This is a genomic window from Aquimarina sp. RZ0 (assembly GCF_008370685.1).
GTDB lineage: Bacteria > Bacteroidota > Bacteroidia > Flavobacteriales > Flavobacteriaceae > Aquimarina.
Genome location: NZ_VTZU01000060.1, coordinates 23853 through 44056, shown reverse-complemented (window position 1 = coordinate 44056; position 20204 = coordinate 23853). Strand labels below are relative to the sequence as shown.

Sequence of the window (20204 nt, the reverse complement as noted above, 5' to 3'; positions counted from 1 at the left end):
GGATTGTATTCCGTAAGTTAAGGCAATTTGTCTTTTGGAGTGGTTTCCTTTGGTAAGTTCTGCTAGAACTTTGAGTTTAAAGCTTTCGCTATAGCGTCTCACATATCCATCATTTTTATACATATACATTGGTTTTTTGTATACATATTTCAGGACGGGTCATTATTTATGACTGCATAATATCGTGAATTTTGTGATGCAATCATTCGTCAAAAAAGGTTTCAACGTAAGGCACCTCCTGACATAGCTCGATCAAAACACCATTCGTACTTTTAGGATGTATAAAAGCCACTAACTTGTTATCAGCTCCTTTTTTTGGTGTTTCATTAATTAATTGAAACCCCTCTTGCTCTAACCGTTTTAATTCTGTCTTAATATCATCTACATCAAAAGCAATATGGTGAATCCCTTCGCCCTTTTTGGCAATAAACTTTCCTATAGGTCCATCCTCTTCAGTACTGGCTAATAGTTCAATTTTACTGTCTCCTACTTTAAAGAAAGAAGTGATGACGGCTTCGCTTTCTACCGATTCCTGTTTATATGGAGGAACGCCCAGCAATTTCTCATATAAAAAATTTGCCTGATCAATGTTTTTGACAGCGATTCCCAAATGTTCTATTTTGTTAATGTGATTCATAACTATTTTATTTTATCAGTTGCACGTAAAATTACAAAATAGAACAATGGCGGGATTTTGATATAAAAGAAAATAATAAATAGATAATTGCCTACTTTTGTAGCATGGAAACAAACAGACAGAAAAAAATTGGTGGTGTATTGCAACGAGATGTAGCAGATGTAATACAGCATGCGTTGCGCGAAGCTGGAGTACAGGGGATTTTGGTTTCTGTTACCAAAGTAAATGTAACCACAGATTTATCAATCGCCAAAGTATATATGAGTGTTTTTCCGCCTGCAGAAGGAGCGCGCGTATTGTCAGAAGTGAATACCGTAAAATCTCAGATCAAGCATCAGGTTGCTCAGCGTACCAAAAATCAATTACGTCGCATGCCGGAATTATCATATTTTATTGATGATTCTTTAGAATATATAGATTCTATAGAAAAAGCCATAAAAGGAGAGCAAAATCCAATTAACGATCCTGATTTATTAGAAAACAGAAAGAAAAAATAAGAAGAAAGAATATTAAAAAAAAAATAATTGAAAAGAAAAAAACAGTTGCTTTCTTATTCATTACATATTCTAGTATCTTTAATCCAATATAAGTAATACAGATCTTATAAAATCTTTATAAAAAAAATTGAACTTCTCATATTACATCGCTAAGCGATACCTCTTTTCTCCCGGTAGTAGCAATGCGATCAATATTATTACAGGTATTGCAGCAGCTGGAGTGGTAATCGGAGCTATGTCATTATTTATAGTATTATGTGGTTTTGCCGGTCTCAAAGATTTTAGTCTCCAGTTTTCTTCTTATTTTGACCCGGATCTCAAGATTTTTCCTGCCAGAGGAAAGACATTTACATTTTCTGAGGTTCAAAAAGAAAAATTAACACAGCTGGACAATGTTATCAGTTTTTCTGAAATCATAGAAGAAAAAGTGTTTCTGGAGTTTAAGGATAAGCAAAAAATGGCTTTTATTAAGGGAGTAGATACTAATTATAAAAAGGTAGTTCAAACAGATAGCATTCTAGTGTATGGAAGTTGGCTGACAGATAACGATTCTCAAATAGTAGCAGGAATGGGTATTAGCAGAGAGTTGGGGATGGGAGTGGAACAGGTATACACCAATTTTTTGAATATTTATGTACCCAAACCTGGAAAAGGAATTCCAACAAACCCATCTAGGGCATTTAGAAAAAAAACAGCCGTTAATATTGGTATTTTTTCTGTAAATGAAGACCTTGATAGTAAATATATTTTTTCAACAATGGCATTTGCCAGGAAGTTACTTGCACTGGCAGATGATCAGGTAACTCACATTGAGCTTAAGATTACACCAAGTATTGATGAACAATTAGTATTAGATGAATTATTACCCATATTTGATAATACAGTAATTGTTAAGAATAGGGTACAGCTCAATGATACTTTATATAAGATGTTAAATACTGAAAACCTGGCGGCTTATTTAGTGATTACTTTGATTGCAATTATTGCCTTATTTAATGTGGCGGGTGCTATCATTATGATGATTATTGATAAAAGAAACAATATCAAGACCTTACATAATGTAGGAGCATCATTGCAGAATATCAGGAAGATATTTTTGTTTCAAGGATCCTTAATGACCCTATTAGGGACATTGCTAGGCCTTTTGTTAGGCTTTGTTATTATTACATTACAAGAACAATTTGGGTTATTAATGATCACGCCCTCTTTACCATACCCAACGCGGATTACAGTTTCAAGCTTTGTTATTGTATTCTTAACAATTACAGTTATTGGTATTGTTGCTTCATTGTTGGCCTCTAGTAGAATCAATCAGCGTTTGGTGAGATAATTTCCTTATCCCAGGCGATTACCTGAACGCCTTTTGAATAGTGTGTTTTATCAGGAGTATTAGAGATTAATTTGTCAAATCTGGGATAGGTACTCTGTAATAGATCTATTTTGAGTTCTTGTATAGACCATTCGATATGATGTATTTCGAACTTGTTCATTGTTTCTTTAGAATCCTGAAAAAGAGCATACCGTTCTGTTAGCCAATAATCGAGATTGGTTTTAGTTTTTAACATTTCTCCTATACTATATTTGATACGATTTATAACTAAAAATTTCGCATATTCATCGTTTCTTTTTCCTTTCTACTTCGTTTAAAAAATAAACCGTAGCTATAGCTATGTTTGATTTTTTTGCCTTGCATAAAGAAAAAATAATTCAATGAATTTATACGAATTTTTTAATCACAAATCGTATGATTTCAAAACTGTCTCCAAAACGTGTATTACTAGAAGAATAATATTGATGATTTCTATTCATTTTAGAATATCTACAGGGTAGTCTGGACAGGATTCTGGAGATTTTACAGGAAATTTTGTTTGCAGCTTCAATACTTAAAAAATAGACACCAGCCTTATTTTTTAATTTAACATATGTTCTGATGTTAATCTCATGAAAATTAGAAATAGGATTAAAAGAAGGAAAATTTCCAGGTCTTATTTTCTCCATAGAGAAGGCAACTAGCGAAACCCATGGACTTCCTTCAAATAAATCAATTTGTAAATGATCAGGAATGATTTTTCTGAGTTCCTGATATTCAACTTTCCAATGCAAAAAGATCACCTGATTCCATTCCTGATAGAAACTCCAATTTCTAGCAGGTATTTCCCAGGGGCGATGTTTGGTGGTGTTTATAATTTCATTTATCGTCATTTGTAGTAGTACCTGATGGCGATTTTACACAAATTCGAATCCTGCAAATTTTTCCTGGATTTCATCAAAAGCTGCAAAAACATCTGCTGAGTCATCGCTGGTTACCATTTTCATTCTGTATTCTTTAAAGTGTGGAATTCCTTTAAAGTAATTTGTATAATGTCTGCGGGTTTCAAAGACTCCTAATTTTTCTCCTTTCCAATCTATTGCCATCTCCAGATGCCTGCGGGCTGCAATTACGCGTTCTTCTATTGTAGGACTTGGCAAGTGTTTCCCAGTCTTAAAATAATGTTTTATTTCTTTAAAAAACCATGGATATCCAATCGTAGCACGACCAATCATGGCGCCATCCAACCCATACTGATCCCTCATTTCTACAGCACGTTCCGGGCTATCTACATCTCCATTTCCAAAAACAGGAATATGCATTCGCTGGTTATTTTTTACAGCTGCAATAGGTTTCCAATCAGCATTTCCTTTATACATTTGGGCGCGGGTACGACCGTGAATAGCTATTGCTTTTGCTCCCACATCCTGCAGCCGTTCTGCAACTTCTACAATTTTAATAGAATCATGATCCCAGCCTAACCGTGTTTTTACTGTTACAGGTAATTTAGTATGTTCTACCATCGCTTTGGTTAAGGAAACCATCAGATCAATATCTTTTAGAATTCCTGCTCCAGCACCTTTGCTCACTACTTTTTTTACAGGACAACCAAAATTAATATCGATAATGTCAGGACCAGAAGCTTCTACTATTTCTACAGATTTAAGCATGGATTCCAGATTGGCTCCAAAAATCTGAATCCCAACCGGGCGTTCTTTTTCATAGATATCCAGTTTCATCACGCTCTTTGCAGCATCTCGAATCAATCCTTCACTGGATATAAATTCTGTATATACCACGTCGGCTCCCTGCTCTTTACATAAAGCACGAAAGGGTGGGTCGCTTACATCTTCCATGGGTGCTAATAATAACGGAAATTCTCCTACATCTATGTCTCCAATTTTTGCCACAACGATTGATATTTTAGACAAAAGTACGAATTCTTTAAAACCTTCAGGGTTTCTAAAATCCTGAAAGTCATAAAATAGCCTAATACATATGTTAATGTATGCATGTTATTTTGTTATTGAACTCATCTTGAGTAGTGGTTTTCAACCGAAAAAGTTTGGCTTTTGTACTGTAATGATGTGGATTTTTTTTCAGCGTAGCCATAGCCACGGTTAAAAAACCAACAAAATTAGCGTGTAACATGTAAATTTTGTAGATCGAAGTATTACTCAAGATGAGTTCATTCAAAAAAATAAGCAAGAAAGATAGGTTCACTAAAAAAGAAAGCAGGTAAAAGTTTTTGTAAGATGGGTATAAAGATTAAAGATGTTTAAAACTCATTGATATTGTATGAGATGCTATAATTTTAACTCTTGTAATGGAGAAGAATTCTTAAAAAATAATGGAAATATATTTTAAAAGAGAGGCTTGTAATTACTCGTAATAAATTAATCTTAACCTTAGAGGGGGAAAGCTTCTAAAATCGATTATATTTGCAAGTCATTACAGTAGTGGAAACTGCGTGAGAGATTGCAGTGGCATCCTTTTTTAGTTGTCGTATTGAGTTTGTTGATCCAGACAACTAAAAAAGATATAACGGAAAGCCCGACCCCTTGTGGGTCACGCCCTGAAGACTAATTGAAAAAATAGCATGAAGAACATAAGAAATTTTTGCATTATTGCGCATATTGATCACGGTAAGAGCACATTAGCGGATCGGCTGTTGGATTTCACAGGATCTGTAACAGCTCGCGAAGCACAGGCACAATTATTGGATAGTATGGATCTGGAACGTGAACGTGGTATTACGATTAAAAGTCATGCAATACAGATGGAATATACTCATAAAGGGGAAGAGTATATCCTGAATCTTATTGATACTCCAGGGCACGTGGATTTTTCTTATGAGGTTTCCAGATCTATCGCTGCTTGCGAGGGAGCATTATTAATCGTGGATGCTGCTCAAAGCATACAGGCGCAAACAATTTCTAATTTATACCTGGCATTGGATAATGATCTGGAGATTATTCCGGTATTAAATAAGGTAGATTTACCCAGTGCCAATCCAGAAGAAGTAACGGATGATATTGTAGATCTTTTGGGTTGTGATCCAGAAGAAGTAATTCCTGCGAGCGCGAAAACGGGAATTGGTATTGAAGAAATCCTTACTGCAATTATAGAAAAAGTACCTGCTCCAAAAGGAAATCCTGATGAACCACTACAGGCATTAATTTTTGATTCAGTTTATAATTCTTTCAGAGGAGTAGAAACCTATTTTAAGGTAGTTAATGGAGAAATAAAAAAAGGACAGCAAATTAAGTTTGTTGCTACCGGAAAAAATTATTTTGCAGATGAGGTAGGAACATTGAAATTGAATCAGGTTGTAAAAAAAGAAATAAAAACGGGTGATGTAGGATATCTGATTACGGGTATTAAAGATGCCAGAGAGGTAAAGGTAGGTGATACTATCACAGATGCAAAAACGCCAACTCAGAATGCGATTGAAGGGTTTGAGGATGTAAAACCAATGGTATTTGCGGGTATCTATCCTGTGGATACTGAGGATTATGAGGAGTTGAGAGCTTCTATGGAAAAGTTACAGTTGAATGATGCTTCGCTGGTTTTTGTACCAGAGAGTTCTGCGGCTTTGGGTTTTGGTTTCCGTTGTGGGTTTTTGGGAATGTTGCATATGGAGATTATACAGGAACGATTGGAGCGTGAGTTTAATATGACCGTGATCACTACAGTACCTAATGTATCTTATCATGCATTTACTAATAAACATCCGGATGATATTATCGTTGTAAATAATCCATCTGATTTGCCTGATCCTTCTTCAATGAATAGGGTAGAAGAACCGTTTATAAAGGCTTCTATTATTACCAAAGCTGATTTTGTTGGGTCTGTGATGTCATTATGTATAGAAAAACGAGGTGAGATTACTAATCAGACATATCTCACTACTGAACGGGTAGAATTAACATTTGATATGCCTCTGGCAGAAATTGTTTTTGATTTTTATGATCGACTCAAAACGGTGTCCAAAGGGTATGCTTCTTTTGACTACGCTCCAATTGGTTTGCGGGCTTCTAAGCTGGTGAAAGTAGATGTATTATTGAATGGAAATATCGTAGATGCATTATCTGCTTTGTTACATAAGGATAATGCTTATTCTATTGGTAAAAAAATCTGCGAAAAGCTAAAAGAATTGATTCCACGTCAACAATTTGATATTCCGATCCAGGCTGCAATAGGTGCTAAGTTTATTGCTCGAGAAACAGTAAAAGCGTTGCGGAAAGATGTGACAGCCAAGTGTTATGGTGGTGATATTTCTCGTAAACGTAAATTACTGGAAAAGCAGAAAAAAGGAAAGAAACGTATGCGTCAGGTAGGTAATGTAGAGATACCGCAGGAAGCGTTTATGGCAGTGTTAAAGCTGAATGACTAATTAGTCTCTCGGCGGTTGGCTTTACAAATCTGATTTTTGTTAAACGTATAACTTTTTCTTTGCTTCTATCATCTTGGCTAGCATATATTCTACACCATTTTGATCGTTGGTCTTGGTTGTATATTTGGCAGCAGCTTTTATATTAGGATGCGCATTCTCCATAGCAAAACTATAGGACGCCTGTGCCATCATTTCCAGATCATTATTATAATCCCCAAAAACCATAGTTTCTTCTGGAGTGATCCCTAATGAATCTTGTAGCTTTGATAAGGCATACCCTTTATGAGCATTAGCGTGTGATAGGTCTAACCAGATCTCTCCAGAAACCTTAACTTTTAATTGATTTTCCAAATGTTTTAGTGCAGGATATAGATATTTTTCTGCTCCCTTCAGATTACAAATAGCTATTTTAAGATACTGATCATCCATTACCTGAGATAGATCTTTTACTACTTCGAAACGCCCATAATACTCGGTAAACATATCTAAAAAATCTTTCCCATAATCTTCGATATATCCTTTTTTTCTACCACAAAGAATAACTTGTGACCCTTCCAGGTTTCTGGTAATATCCAATAATTGCAAATATGTTGTGCGATCGATCTCTGTAGTCTGCAGTTCGATGTCTTTTTGCATCGTCAAGGCACCGTTTTCTGCAATAACGATAATATCATTTTTGATACGATCTAGTTTGTGGATAATACTGTAATACTGTCTTCCGCTAGCTGCTACAAAGGTGACGCCTAGCTCTTGTAACTGCGAAAAAAGATCAAAGAAAAGATCGCTTACTTCTCCATTAGAATTAAGAAGTGTGCCATCCATATCTGTTGCTACAAGTTTTATCTGAGCTAAATCCATACATTCAAAAATTAATTTGCAAAGGTATTCAGTATTACGGAATAGGATCTATTATTACTGTGAAATTTGTATTAATTTAGTGAAACTATGTATTGCCCTACTCATGAAGATTAGGAGGTAGGTCATACTTTTTTAAAGTATCTAAATGAATGAACAAAGGAAGTTATTAAGCATCAATATTGGAATCATAATTTCATTTATACTTGTAAAATTTTTACTTCGCCCATTCGTTCTTCGTCACGAGTTTCCTGAATTGTATATGATTTTTGTATTGTCATATCCTAATTTTTGTGAAGCAGTTGCCAGAACATTGGTTGTAACATATCTAATGTTGATTGTAAATAATAGGTTGTTTGATCAAAAAAAGAGAATAAAAAAGAGTTTTATTTATGGAGCAGCTGTGATTTATCAGGGGTTTATGTTATTCTTCAGGAGGTTAAAATTCATAATTTGGGTGGAGAAAATGTTTATGACCCCTATGATGTTTTGTTTTCGATTCTTGGATTGATTACAGCATATTTTATAGTGCTCACTATTAAACTGGATCTTATAAATTCGTACTAATGAATTTTTTTCAAAAAGAAATAAACTTACCAGCACACCCCAGAGGATATCATTTGATTACTGATGAGGTGCTTTCTGCCATACCAGAGATCAAAAAGATTGCTATAGGGCAGTTGCAGGTCTTTATTAAACATACATCTGCCAGTTTGACTATCAATGAGAATGCTGATCCTACAGTGCGACAAGATTTTGAAAGTCATATCAATACGATGATCCCCGAAAATGCTATGTATTATACTCATACCTATGAAGGACCTGATGATATGCCAGCTCATATCAAAGCTTCATTAATGGGAACTTCTTTGCAAATACCTATTACCGATGGTTGTCTTAATTTAGGAATCTGGCAAGGGATCTATCTATGTGAGCATAGAAATCATGGAGGTTCCAGAAAACTGGTATTAACTGCTTTTGGTGCTTAAAACCAATTTGCCCACGGAATTCTGGATAACATGACTAACCACGCTATTGTATAAAAAATAGCCAGCATTTTGAACTTAGGAGTAGAGGTAAGCTTCTTTTTATGCTTAGAATATCCGATGGTGATAAAAACGACCATAAGAATCATCATCAAGGGGTGTTCTAGATTGTATAATCGAAGTAACGGGTCTCCCATAATTTCTTTTACAGAGACTCCATCGGTAAACCACATGATTGTAGGAGATACAAAAAATATAACAATACCAATGAGTAGTTGCAGGTGTGTGACTATCAATCCAAAAAGTGAAATTCTAAAATCTTTTGGCGCATATTCTTTCTTTCCGAAAAAACCAATTAATGCATTGATGGTAGCCAGCGTGACTACGAGAACAACCAGATAAGCCCAATAGGAATGTACAATTTTTATCGCTTCATACATAATCGTGTGTTTTATTTGCTCAAAGGTACACATTATGCATAAAAAAACCTCACTCTAATGGAGTGAGGTTTGTAGCTGTGTTGTAAAAAAGTTATTTGAATAAGTAACGTAATCCAACCTGTATTTGCCACCTTGAAGAATTCAGGCGACCAGTATCTACGATATCTTCTAGATCTTCGTTGTTTCCAAATCTATCAGGGTTAAATGAAAAATCAGGATTTGCTCTCGAACCACTATCTTCTACCGTTAATAGGCTGACTCTACCAGGAATGAATTTGCGTTGACCCCAATCTTTATTAAGTAGATTTGTGAAATTATTAATATCAATTGTTGCCTGTATAGAGTGCTTTTTATTTCCGAAATTAATAGAAAAATCTTGTGCAAAACGCAGATCTATAATATGGCTCCACGGTCCTCTAGCACCATTTCTTTCTGCATACTGTCCTCTTCTATCTCTCAAATAGCTATTATTACTGATAAAGTTATCTAAAGCATCCCATTGTTGATCAGCAGTAAATTCATCTGTATCAACTAGATTAATTTCACTACGATTTCTAGGTACATATATTAAGGCATTATCGCTTCTGTTATCACCTAGTAAAGTTCCATTATAAATAAATGAGAAAGGTTGAGATTGAGAGCCTTCATAAAATAGTCCAATGGTAGATTTTAGATGATTATTCCAAACATACTCATATGAAATATTAGAGGTAAATCTATGCCCTTGTGCAAAATCAGATCGACTTAACTCTGGTCTGTTTTTTCCATTTACAGTTTCAATACCTGTCCATTGCGAAATATTTCTTGATGAAGTACCGTCAAATATAGAGTTAGACTCTCCATAAGAGTATGATACCTGCCCTTGAAAGCCTCTTGAAAATGGTTTCTTCAACGTTAGACTAGCATTCCATGAATTACCTTCTCCCGTGTTAGAAGCAAGAATGACATCTCCATAAGTACGATCAATGTCATCATCACTATAAAAAGGTCTATCATCTGCACCTTGTAATGTGCCTATAGGTTGTTCAATATTTAATTGTTGATATTGTATGGTACTGATATTCTCATTCCATAATAAATCAGCACTAACGACGAGTCCCCAGAAAGGAATTTTTTGATCTACTGCAATGTTTGATTTAAAAATCTGTGGAAGTTTGAAATCTGGAGTAAATAAATTAATATCTCCACCTAAATCTCCTGGTTGTAAATGTACAGGTTGATTATTGACATCTGGATTGAATACGATAGGATCATCAAAATTAAAACTTCTAGACCTTCCTTCTGTAATTCCGTTATTATTATAGGTAGCCGCAGGCCATACTAAAGGGAGTCTTGAGGTAAATATACCAAACCCTCCTCTTATTTGAGTGCTTCGTTCTCCTTTTACGTCCCAGTTAAAACCTACTCTTGGAGATATCAGGACTCTAGTGTCTACACCTGTTCCAACTCTAGTTCCTTGAAGATCATATCCAGCACTTTCTAGCAAAGGAATTGTCCTGTTATTGAAATCATCATTGACTATGCCATCGTCCCAGAAAGGAACATCAAAACGAAGCCCTGCTGTTATTTTGAAATTATCTGAAAACTGCACTTCATCTTGTGCATAAAAGCCTAATTGTAACACATCGAATTCTGCCGCACCAGTAGATTCATCACCCGTACCTCCAGATAGTGAATATCTTCGTTCATAAAAATCTACAGGACCACCATTGAGGAAATCATCAACAGTTAAAAATGTATAATTTCCGTTATTAAAAGCAAAAAATAAATTTTTTATTTTAGAAAATTCATTGTGAGTTCCTAATGTAATGGTATGTCTTCCTTTATATATTTCAAAATTATTAGTTAATGTGAAAATATCCTGCTCTAAAAGATTTGCAGTAGAAAATGGCTCATTTCCAAAAATTAACCCTTGATCAAATCTTCTCGTATCAAGACCATCCACAATTCTTACAGTAGGAAATGGATTTCCAGAAGGGTCTCTATCGTCTCTTACTCTTGTATATCCTAAAATAAAATTATTCGAAAATTTGTCGCCTATCCTAGAATTAATTTCTAGAGCAGAAGAATTAGTAGTAGTGATAAATTCTTCTGAACCGTTAAGAAAACCAATACTTCTTGTGTTAGAGTTTCTGGCTTCGAGGTTTTCTCCTCTCACATAGCTATGCCTGAAAGATAGTTTATTACTATCGTTTATATTCCAGTCTAATTTGAAGGTTACTTTATCACTTATGAGCGTAGCTGTATTATTTTGAAACCCTCCTACATCATACCCATAAGTAGCTAATGTCCTTGAAGCAAAATCCTGAATTCCCGCTAAGGTATTCGTATCACCGGTATAGTTGCTGATATTAAAAGGTTGTGGTACTTCTCTGTCTTCTCTTTCATAATTAATAAAATAAAATAATTTATCTTCTATGATAGGTCCTCCAACTCTTAATCCATATGTCAACGCGGTAAACTCTGGAAGTTTTTCTCTTTCTTCACCAATAGTTTCATCAACTCTTCTAGGAGGTGTTTTTCCAGCTAAAGATTCATTTCTCAAGAAACTATATACAGATCCTTCTACGCTGTTGGTACCAGAACGCGTAACGGCACTAATAGCGCCACCTGCAAATCCTGAGATACGAACATCAAAAGGAGCAATTTGAACCTGAAATGTTTCTACAGCATCAACAGAAAATGGATTAACACCCGTCTGCCCACCATTAGTACCTGATCCGGCTAAACCAAAAACGTCGTTATTGATCGCTCCATCTATATAAATAGCATTAAGTCTGTTATTTTGTCCTGCCAAAGAAATACTAAAACCATCATCACCCTCAGTAATTTGTGCTTGAGGAGTGATTCTAACAAAATCCGCAATAGATCGGGAGGTTTGAGGTAAGTTTTGGATCTCTCTCTGACTGATGTTTGTTTCTGCTCCTGTCTTATTGGAATTAAAAACGCCATTATTAGTAGCAGTAATAACAACCTCTTCTAAAGCTGTGGACGATTCCTTCATTTGATGACTAATTCTAAAGGATTGACCTAATTGAAGGAAAATATTTTCCTTTTTGAACTCTTGAAATCCTACATAGGATATAACCACTGTATATGGACCTCCAGTTCGCATACCTGACATTCTATAATATCCATCAAAATCAGTAGTTACACCATAGTTGGTGCCTGAAGGTTGGTGAATTGCTAAAACAGTCGCGCCAGGTAAGGGTTTTCCTAAATTGTCTGTTATTTTACCTCCCAGTGAAGAAGTAGTAACTCCTTGAGCAAAAGTTTCCCCAACGATTGCTATCAGGATTATTACAAATAAAAATGTAATCTTTTTCATCATAGTGAATTGAGTTAATTATTTGGCGCAAATGAACAAATCTTTGAGCAATCTAAGTTTATCTTAATGTTAAAATTTTTACATAAATTTTTTATGGTTTTAAAGTAGTTTTGTTATGTATTTATTTGATTTTTAAGACTTTATGAATGGCTAAAAATTTATGACCAAAAAATAAATCAATTCAGGTATTGTTTTAACAGTTTTTTTGTTGACGAATCATGCGCTGAAATCTGCGAATTTTTGATTTCTGATAGGATATTTGTAGCTAATTGTTTACCTAATTCTACTCCCCATTGATCATAACTAAATATATTCCAAACGATTCCCTGAACAAAAATCCGTTGCTCATACATAGATACCAATGAACCCAAACTTTTAGGAGTTAGTTTATCTATTAATAAAGTTGTAGTTGGTTTGTTACCGGTAAAAATTTTAAAGGGGACTAATTGTTTTACTTTACTTTCAGAAAGATTCTTAGTAGCTAATTCATCTACCACTTCAGTTTCAGTTTTTCCGTTCATTAAGGCTTCTGTCTGTGCAAAGAAGTTGGCCATTAATTTATCCTGATGATCTTTATCTGCGAATAAGGAGTGCTTAAATCCAATAAATTCTGCCGGGATTAGCTTTGTTCCCTGATGGATTAGCTGAAAGAATGCATGCTGTGCATTCGTACCAGATTCTCCCCAGATTATGGTGCCCGTTTGATAATCAACAGGATTTCCATTGCGGTCAACACTTTTTCCGTTACTTTCCATAATACCTTGTTGCAGATATGCAGGCAATCTATGAAGGTATTGAGAATATGGTATTATTGCTTCGCTTTCTGCTCCAAAAAAGTTATTGTACCAGATGCTGAGCATTCCTAAAATCACTGGAATATTGTCTTCAAAATTTGCGGTTCTAAAATGCTCATCCATTTCGTGAGCTCCTTCTAGTAAGGCTTCGAAGTTCTTATATCCTACTGATAAGCTTATAGATAGTCCTACCGCACTCCATAGGGAGAAACGTCCTCCTACCCAATCCCAGAGTGGGAAAATATTTTCTTCTGCAATCCCGAATTTGGTTACATTAGGAATATTACTGGATACCGCTACAAAGTGTTTGCCTACTGCTTCTTGAGATGCACGTTTAGTAAACCAACTTCTGGCTGTCGTTGCATTAGATAATGTTTCTTGTGTGGAGAAGGTTTTAGATACGACTACAAATAGGGTAGTTTCATGATTCAGATCTTTTAGGTGTTGATGTACGTGATCACCATCTACATTAGAAATAAAATGTACCTTGAGATGATTTTTATAGTATGCTAAGGATTCGGTAATCATGGCGGGACCAAGATCTGAGCCTCCAATACCTATATTTACAATATCAGTAAAAGGTTTGCCAGTGTAGCCTTTTAGCTCTCCACCGATAACTTTATCACAGAAAGCTTTGATCTTATTTTTTACAGCAGTAACTTCTGGGATTACGTTTTTACTATCCAATAGTACCGTATTGTTTGAAGGAGTTCTTAATGCCGTATGTAATACGGATCTTTCTTCGGTAGCGTTAATAGCCTCTCCAGTAAAATAACTATGGATTGCTTCATCAAGTTTTACCTCTCTGGCTAGATCGATTAGGAGTTTTTTTGTCGTTTCATCTATCCTATTTTTAGAATAATCGACATAAAAGTCATTCCATTTAATGGCAAAAGTATCTGCACGATCCGGTGATTGCAAAAAAAGATCTTTCAGATGCGTGTCCTTAATATTTTTAAAATGGTTTTGTAATGCTTCCCAGGATTTTGTGGTGGTAGGATTTATAGTTGGTAGTGCCATTAGTTATAATATTTCTTGTTTAGATTTAAAAATGATACTGTCTAATTTTGTTTTTAGAGGTTTTATATGTTTAAAAAAAGCAGGTCTAAGGCTATCATTTAGTGGTTTTGATGCAGGAAGATCTTCTCTAAAAGGATCTACTTCTTTACCGTTTTTCCAAAAGCGATAACACACATGTGGTCCACCGGTGTTTCCTGTCATACCTATATATCCGATCACATCTCCCTGGCGTACATATTCTCCTGCTTTTACTGCTTGTCTGCTCATATGTAAATATTGAGTATCATAAGTAGCATTGTGTCTTATTTTTACATATTTACCATTTCCACCCTTGCGTTCTGATTTGGTTACAATACCATCTGCTGTTGCTAAGATAGGTGTTCCTATGGGTGCGGCAAAATCAGTACCTCGATGAGGTCTGATTTTATTACCATAATATTTAATTCTTCTTTTTAGGTTATATCTGGATGATATTCTGCTAAACTGAACAGGTGCACTTAAAAAAGCCCTGCGAAGATTGTTTGCTTCATCGTCAAAAAAATCTGAAGTTTTATTGATGGTATCATCCTGAAATCTAAAGGCATAAATTGGCTTGCTTCTATGTTCAAAATAAGAAGCTTTAATTTCTCCAATCCCTGCGGGAATTGTATCATTTATATATTTTTCTGTGTAGATGACTTTAAACTGATCTCCAGTTTGCAGTCTTGTAAAATCTATTGTCCAGGCATAGATATCTGCCATTTTATAGGCAACAAGAAAACTAAGATTCATATCATCAAAAGTTTGTGATAAATTACTTTCTATAGTGCCAGATACAATTTTTTCAACCAGCGTAACAGGTTTTGCACTTTTTCTGGCAATAATACTATCCCTAAAATCTACTACAGTATAGTCGATAAGACCGTCTTGATAGACAAATACCTGTGCTTTTTCTGTAGTGTCTTTTGATTTAAGAAGGGTATATGCTTTTCCAGCGCGGATTCTCGCTACATTAAAAGTATCTTTTATTTTATTAGAAATCTCAAAAACTTTAGCTCTGGCAATACCGTGACTGTCCAGTATTGCTCCAAAACTATCACCAGGACGAATAGTATCTCTAAAAACAGTAAAATCATTGAGATTGTAACCAAACTCTCTGATAACTGGCGGTGCTTTTTTTTCTTCAGTTATCTCTGGAACAATAACTTGTACTTCTTTTTTTTTCTCCTTACATGAAATCAATACTACTGCAAAAAGTAGCATATAACTTATATTCTTCAACTGTCTTTATTTTGCGGTATTAAATTGATGGGTAACCCATTGCTGTCCCCAGTTTTCTTTTTCTTCTGCACTCCAAAGATTAGGGAAAAAGATAATCTTTTGAAAACTTGGCGGTAAAAAACTTTTCCAGTTAGTTCCTCCTGTGGCTAATACTTGACCTCTATTTTTATTAAGATATCTATACGCCGCTCCCATATGCATTAATAACCAGTTAATATTCACATTAGAGTCAAAAGTACGTAATGCATTAATAAGGTGCACATTATTTTGTTCTTTTTCTGGAAGTTCTAAGTATTTATGATAGATTGTGCTATGTTTTACCTGGTGGGCAATACGCATCATTCTGGGTGTGTAACGATACTCAAATTGCTTAAGAGTTAGTGTTTTTTCTCCTGTTTCTATATCGGTAGCGCCTGATTTCCAGTACAAATGTTCATATATGTCCTCAAGTATATCCCCTTCAGAAAAGGTGTCTTTTTCTTTAGAATTCACTAAATTAACAAGAGGAGTGGCATAAATTTCTATCATCCTGAATTGTACAGATTGAAAACCACTGGCAGGAAGGAGAGACATTCTGTATTTCAGAAATTGTTCTCTATCCATTCCCTTAATCATCACATCAAAGGAATCTATGAGTACTCTAAAATATCTATTTACCCTATCGAGCTTAGATGTAAAAAATTCTGCAGTTTGTAATTTATCATCGATTATCTGTTTAAGCTCATGGATAATCAGTTTAAAATAAAGCTCTGTAATCTGATGGTACGTTATAAAGATTTCCTCATCTGGGAAATGTGTTCTGGGTATCTGTAAGCTAAGTAGAGTGTCCAGATGGATATAATCCCAATAAGTTAGATATCTATCATGTAACAAACCATCTAAATAAGATCCCAGATCCTGACCGGAATTTTTGAATTTTTTTTCTAATTGCCTTATTTTTTCTGCAATTTCGGGTTTTACGGATTCATCCATTAATCTATAACAATTTTAAAGGGATGCTTAAGACCTTTAAAAGCATCCAGATCTGCTTCTATAGAACCAACAAGAATGTCAGCTTTAATTTTTACAGGCATACGATTATCATCATCACTAACCCATACGGTTAAACTTTCTTCTTCCTTAAAGACTCTTTCTGCTTGTACATAAGGGCGAAATTTGAGACAACTAATCTTTCCTACTTTCGTTTTAATAGTTTCTCTACCAAGAAATCTCAATTTAAATAAGTAGTTCTCATTGTCAAAAAACATGTTGACAAATTGCTCGTCTCCTTTCTTTAGCGAAGATACGTTAATATTATTTCTTAAGAAGTAAAAAGAAGACATCATGTCCTGTACATTGGACTTAGTGGCAAATGTGTTTTTGGTTTTATGTTTTTTATCTATTACAAAAGCTTCTTTTTTTTGGTGATCAAAATTAATCTCTATGTTTTTTGTATGTCCGCCTTCATTTATTTTGCGAATAAAACGATAAGGTTTAACTTCTTTTTTATCAATATAGGTTTCATAATAATCTTCTACTTTAAAAAAAGCACTCAAAAGACCGGAGGATTTACCTATCCCAACAATATGATGTACCGGCATACCATTAAGTGTTTCATTTTTAACTTCTAAGGTAGCATAACTAGCGGTGAACCATCCATAATGGATTCTAAATTTGAACCATTCACCGGTATCAAAAGAACTATGATTCTCTTGCGCAAAAGAAAAAGTTGTGAGAAAGATTAACAGTATAAGGATATACTTTTTCATAATTATTTTGGGTGTTGTTTAGTTTAACGTAATTTTCTTTTTTTTAGATATTGGCAACTTCTATTCCAAAAATACTATTTACTATAAACAGTTAAAAATTGATGATATTACTAAATTTTTAAAAAATAATAATAAAAAAGAGAGCCACCACAGCTCTCTTTTACTTTTATTAACCAACTAAAAACTTAAATTATGAGAATAATTATTGTTTTTGGTATAAGCGGTAACCACTCCGCCTATGTAACAAAAATACACTTTTTTTTGAATAATTATCAAACGAAAACGTTTTTTTATTGCGATTTTTAACAAAAAAATAATAATTAACCCTCTTTTTTTAGTGAATTCTGATAATAAGACAGCAATTTTTTAGTCTTAAAAAAAGTTTTTTAAGTTTCTATTATAATGTACCTCGTTCTTTTTGTTCTCTTTCGATAGCTTCAAACAGCGCTTTAAAATTACCTTTTCCAAAAGATTGAGCCCCTTTACGTTGTATAATTTCAAAAAACATAGTTGGTCGATCCAAAACGGGTTTAGTAAAAATTTGTAACAAATATCCTTCATCATCACGATCGATAAGAATCCCAAGTTTTTTTAATGGTTCGAGGTCTTCATCAATTTCTCCGACTCTTTCCAGTACTGTTTCATAATATGAAGCGGGGATTGTAAGAAATTCTACTCCACGGGCTTGAAGTTCAGAAACGGTTTCTATTATATTGTCTGTAGCTAATGCTATATGTTGTACGCCGGCACCATTATAAAAGTCGATGTATTCTTCTATTTGAGATTTTTTTCTTCCTTCTGCGGGTTCATTTATCGGAAATTTAATTCGCCCGTTTCCATTACTCATTACTTTGCTCATCAGCGCAGTATATTCTGTAGAAATATCCTTATCGTCAAATGATACGAGTTGTGCAAACCCCATAACTTTAGCATAGAACTCACACCACTTATTCATTTCATTCCAGCCTACATTCCCTACCATGTGATCAATAAACTTGAGACCTGTAGTTTTGGTCTGATAAGATTTGTCTACAGGTTTATATCCAGGTAAAAAAACTCCTGTATAATTTTTTCGCTCTATAAATACGTGAACAGTTTCTCCATACGTATGAATGCCAGAAAATACTACACGCCCATACTCATCTTCTTGTATGGAAGGTTTCATATAAGATTCGGCACCTCTTTTTACTGTTTCCTGATAGCTTTTAGTAGCATCTTCAACCCAGAGTGCTACAACTTTTACACCATCTCCATGTGCATTGATATGATTATTAATATCTCCATCAGGCTGTAATGGAGAGGTAAGAACCAGTGTTATTTTGTCTTGTCGTAAAACATAAGATACACGGTCCTTGAGACCCGTTTCGAGTCCTGCATAGGCGATTAGCTGAAACCCCCAGGCTGTCTGATAATAATAGGATGCCTGTTTTGCATTGCCTACATACAATTCTACATAATCTGTCCCCAGAAGTGGTAAAAAATCTTCTGCTTGCGGTACTATTTTTTCTAAATGTTGAGGTGTTATATTAGTTGACATATTATTTTAATTTAGATGGTGAATTTTATTTTCTTTAAAAACGAATCTTGATGTTGATCAAATCAACAATTTTGGGATAAGCTTACAATGGAATACCTCTGAAAAGAGTATTTTTATTTCCAGAGAAAGCTTGTGAAAATTAAACTTACCACATTGCTCTAAGATGAGCAGTAATATCTTTTCTATAAATAAGCATGGATCAACTTGTTTTTATGAATCTAACCAGGATTTATAATAGTCTTCATCAGCAATTTCTATTGCTTCTTTTGTAAGCATAAGAGGTTTAAAGGTATCTACCATGACAGCAAGTTCATCTGTTTTGGTTTTACCAATACTTCTTTCTACGGCACCAGGATGTGGTCCGTGTGGTATTCCTGCAGGATGTAATGAGATATGACCGGCCTCAATGTCGTTTCTACTCATAAAATCCCCATCTACATAATACAATACTTCATCACTATCTATATTACTGTGGTTATAGGGAGCAGGGATACTATCAGGATGATAATCATACAATCGCGGCACAAAGGAGCAAATGACAAATGCATCTGTCTCAAAAGTTTGATGTACTGGCGGAGGTTGATGAATTCTTCCTGTTATTGGTTCAAAATCGTGAATCGAAAAGGCATAAGGAAAATTATAACCGTCATATCCTACTACATCGAATGGATGAGTAGCATATATCATATCAAAAATCTCATCTTGTTTTTTTACCTTGATCAGAAAATCTCCTTTTTCGTCATTTGACTCTAATTCATAAGGAGCTCTAAAATCCCGTTCGCAAAAGGGAGAGTGCTCTAATAATTGACCAAACCAATTTCTATATTTCTTGGGTGTATAGATAGGTCTTCTGGACTCCACAATGAACAGGCGATTGTCTGTAGTCTCAAAATCTAATTTATAGATAGTTCCTCTGGGAATCAGAATATAATCTCCATATTTAAAATCGAGATTTCCCAAATGACTCCTGAATTTACCAACTCCCCGATGAACAAAGATTAGCTCATCTGCATCAGCATTTTTATAAAAATACTCAGAAGTTGATTGTTGAGGAGCGGATAAAATAATACGTACGTCACTATTAATAAGTATATTCTTTCTACTTAATAAATAATCTTTTTCCGGGATGATATTAAATCCGTGCAATTGATACGATTTAATATTGTTTTCGATAGCGATCTGGGGTGCTACCTTATGACTACCCTTAATTTCTTTTACCTGCGTAGGTCTTTGATGGTGATATAAATTAGTAGACATTCCATCAAAACCAATAGTTCCGAATACTTGTTCGTAGTACAGGGTGCCGTCAGGTTTTTTGAAGATTGTATGACGTTTAGGAGGGATATTACCCAAAGAATGATAAAAAGGCATGATTTTTAAAGATTAAAGTATTAACT

General features: G+C 34.6%; 17 protein-coding genes. 4 read left to right on the top strand and 13 right to left on the bottom strand.

Going from position 1 to position 20204, the window contains the following annotated elements; translation table 11 throughout:
- Positions 1-202: 202 nt before the first annotated feature.
- The gene (mce, locus tag F0000_RS20135) at positions 203-637 is read right to left on the bottom strand and encodes a methylmalonyl-CoA epimerase (protein WP_149626525.1); all 435 of its coding nucleotides are present in this window, start codon (positions 635-637) and stop codon (positions 203-205) included.
- 104 nt (positions 638-741) lie between these two features.
- On the opposite strand from mce, the gene rbfA reads away from it, so the two are divergent.
- Together rbfA and F0000_RS20125 are read left to right on the top strand one after the other, a co-directional pair.
- Complete coding sequence (gene rbfA / locus F0000_RS20130) at positions 742-1134, top strand: 30S ribosome-binding factor RbfA (protein ID WP_149626524.1); 393 nt, start codon at positions 742-744, stop codon at positions 1132-1134.
- A 127-nt stretch (positions 1135-1261) separates the two neighbouring features.
- Positions 1262-2464 (top strand): ABC transporter permease, encoded by a 1203-nt coding sequence (locus tag F0000_RS20125; protein WP_149626523.1) that lies wholly within the window; start codon positions 1262-1264, stop codon positions 2462-2464.
- Here the strand turns inward: F0000_RS20125 and F0000_RS20120 are convergent.
- The 3 genes from F0000_RS20120 to dusB all read right to left on the bottom strand — a co-directional run bounded on the left by F0000_RS20120 (position 2442) and on the right by dusB (position 4353).
- Positions 2442-2708, bottom strand: coding sequence for a DUF2071 domain-containing protein (locus F0000_RS20120; RefSeq protein WP_255452818.1), 267 nt, complete (start codon positions 2706-2708; stop codon positions 2442-2444). The two genes, F0000_RS20125 and F0000_RS20120, sit on opposite strands and share 23 nt — an antisense overlap.
- 142 nt (positions 2709-2850) lie before the next feature.
- The gene (locus tag F0000_RS20115) at positions 2851-3336 is read right to left on the bottom strand and encodes a YqjF family protein (protein WP_149626521.1); all 486 of its coding nucleotides are present in this window, start codon (positions 3334-3336) and stop codon (positions 2851-2853) included.
- Between the two features lie 24 nt (positions 3337-3360).
- Entirely contained in the window at positions 3361-4353 is a 993-nt protein-coding gene (gene dusB / locus F0000_RS20110) for a tRNA dihydrouridine synthase DusB (protein ID WP_149626520.1), read from the bottom strand.
- A gap of 689 nt (positions 4354-5042) precedes the next feature.
- On the opposite strand from dusB, the gene lepA reads away from it, so the two are divergent.
- On the top strand, positions 5043-6839 hold the full coding sequence (gene lepA, locus F0000_RS20105) for a translation elongation factor 4 (RefSeq protein WP_149626519.1): 1797 nt from the start codon (positions 5043-5045) through the stop codon (positions 6837-6839).
- Between the two features lie 39 nt (positions 6840-6878).
- Here the strand turns inward: lepA and F0000_RS20100 are convergent, their stop codons facing one another.
- The gene (locus tag F0000_RS20100) at positions 6879-7697 is read right to left on the bottom strand and encodes an HAD family hydrolase (protein ID WP_149626518.1); all 819 of its coding nucleotides are present in this window, start codon (positions 7695-7697) and stop codon (positions 6879-6881) included.
- A gap of 563 nt (positions 7698-8260) precedes the next feature.
- On the opposite strand from F0000_RS20100, the gene F0000_RS20095 reads away from it, so the two are divergent.
- A complete protein-coding gene (locus F0000_RS20095) occupies positions 8261-8683 on the top strand; it encodes a secondary thiamine-phosphate synthase enzyme YjbQ (RefSeq protein ID WP_149626517.1) in 423 nt (140 codons plus the stop codon).
- Here the strand turns inward: F0000_RS20095 and F0000_RS20090 are convergent.
- The 8 genes from F0000_RS20090 to F0000_RS20055 form a co-directional block, all read right to left on the bottom strand.
- Positions 8680-9120, bottom strand: coding sequence for a hypothetical protein (locus F0000_RS20090; RefSeq protein ID WP_149626516.1), 441 nt, complete (start codon positions 9118-9120; stop codon positions 8680-8682). The two genes, F0000_RS20095 and F0000_RS20090, sit on opposite strands and share 4 nt — an antisense overlap.
- 91 nt (positions 9121-9211) lie before the next feature.
- A complete protein-coding gene (locus tag F0000_RS20085) occupies positions 9212-12448 on the bottom strand; it encodes a carboxypeptidase regulatory-like domain-containing protein (RefSeq protein WP_149626515.1) in 3237 nt (1078 codons plus the stop codon).
- Positions 12449-12624: 176 nt separating this feature from the next.
- Positions 12625-14262, bottom strand: a complete 1638-nt coding sequence (pgi, locus tag F0000_RS20080; protein ID WP_149626514.1) for a glucose-6-phosphate isomerase — start codon at positions 14260-14262, stop codon at positions 12625-12627.
- Between the two features lie 3 nt (positions 14263-14265).
- The gene (locus F0000_RS20075) at positions 14266-15522 is read right to left on the bottom strand and encodes a peptidoglycan DD-metalloendopeptidase family protein (RefSeq protein ID WP_368668121.1); all 1257 of its coding nucleotides are present in this window, start codon (positions 15520-15522) and stop codon (positions 14266-14268) included.
- 6 nt (positions 15523-15528) lie between these two features.
- Positions 15529-16494 (bottom strand): tryptophan 2,3-dioxygenase family protein, encoded by a 966-nt coding sequence (locus tag F0000_RS20070; protein WP_149626513.1) that lies wholly within the window; start codon positions 16492-16494, stop codon positions 15529-15531.
- A complete protein-coding gene (locus F0000_RS20065) occupies positions 16494-17270 on the bottom strand; it encodes a DUF3108 domain-containing protein (RefSeq protein ID WP_149626512.1) in 777 nt (258 codons plus the stop codon). The genes F0000_RS20070 and F0000_RS20065 overlap by 1 nt, the downstream gene beginning before the upstream one ends.
- A 397-nt stretch (positions 17271-17667) precedes the next feature.
- Complete coding sequence (gene hppD, locus F0000_RS20060; RefSeq protein ID WP_149626511.1) at positions 17668-18807, bottom strand: 4-hydroxyphenylpyruvate dioxygenase; 1140 nt, start codon at positions 18805-18807, stop codon at positions 17668-17670.
- Between the two features lie 210 nt (positions 18808-19017).
- Positions 19018-20178 (bottom strand): homogentisate 1,2-dioxygenase, encoded by a 1161-nt coding sequence (locus F0000_RS20055; protein ID WP_149626510.1) that lies wholly within the window; start codon positions 20176-20178, stop codon positions 19018-19020.
- Between the last annotated feature and the right edge of the window lie 26 nt (positions 20179-20204).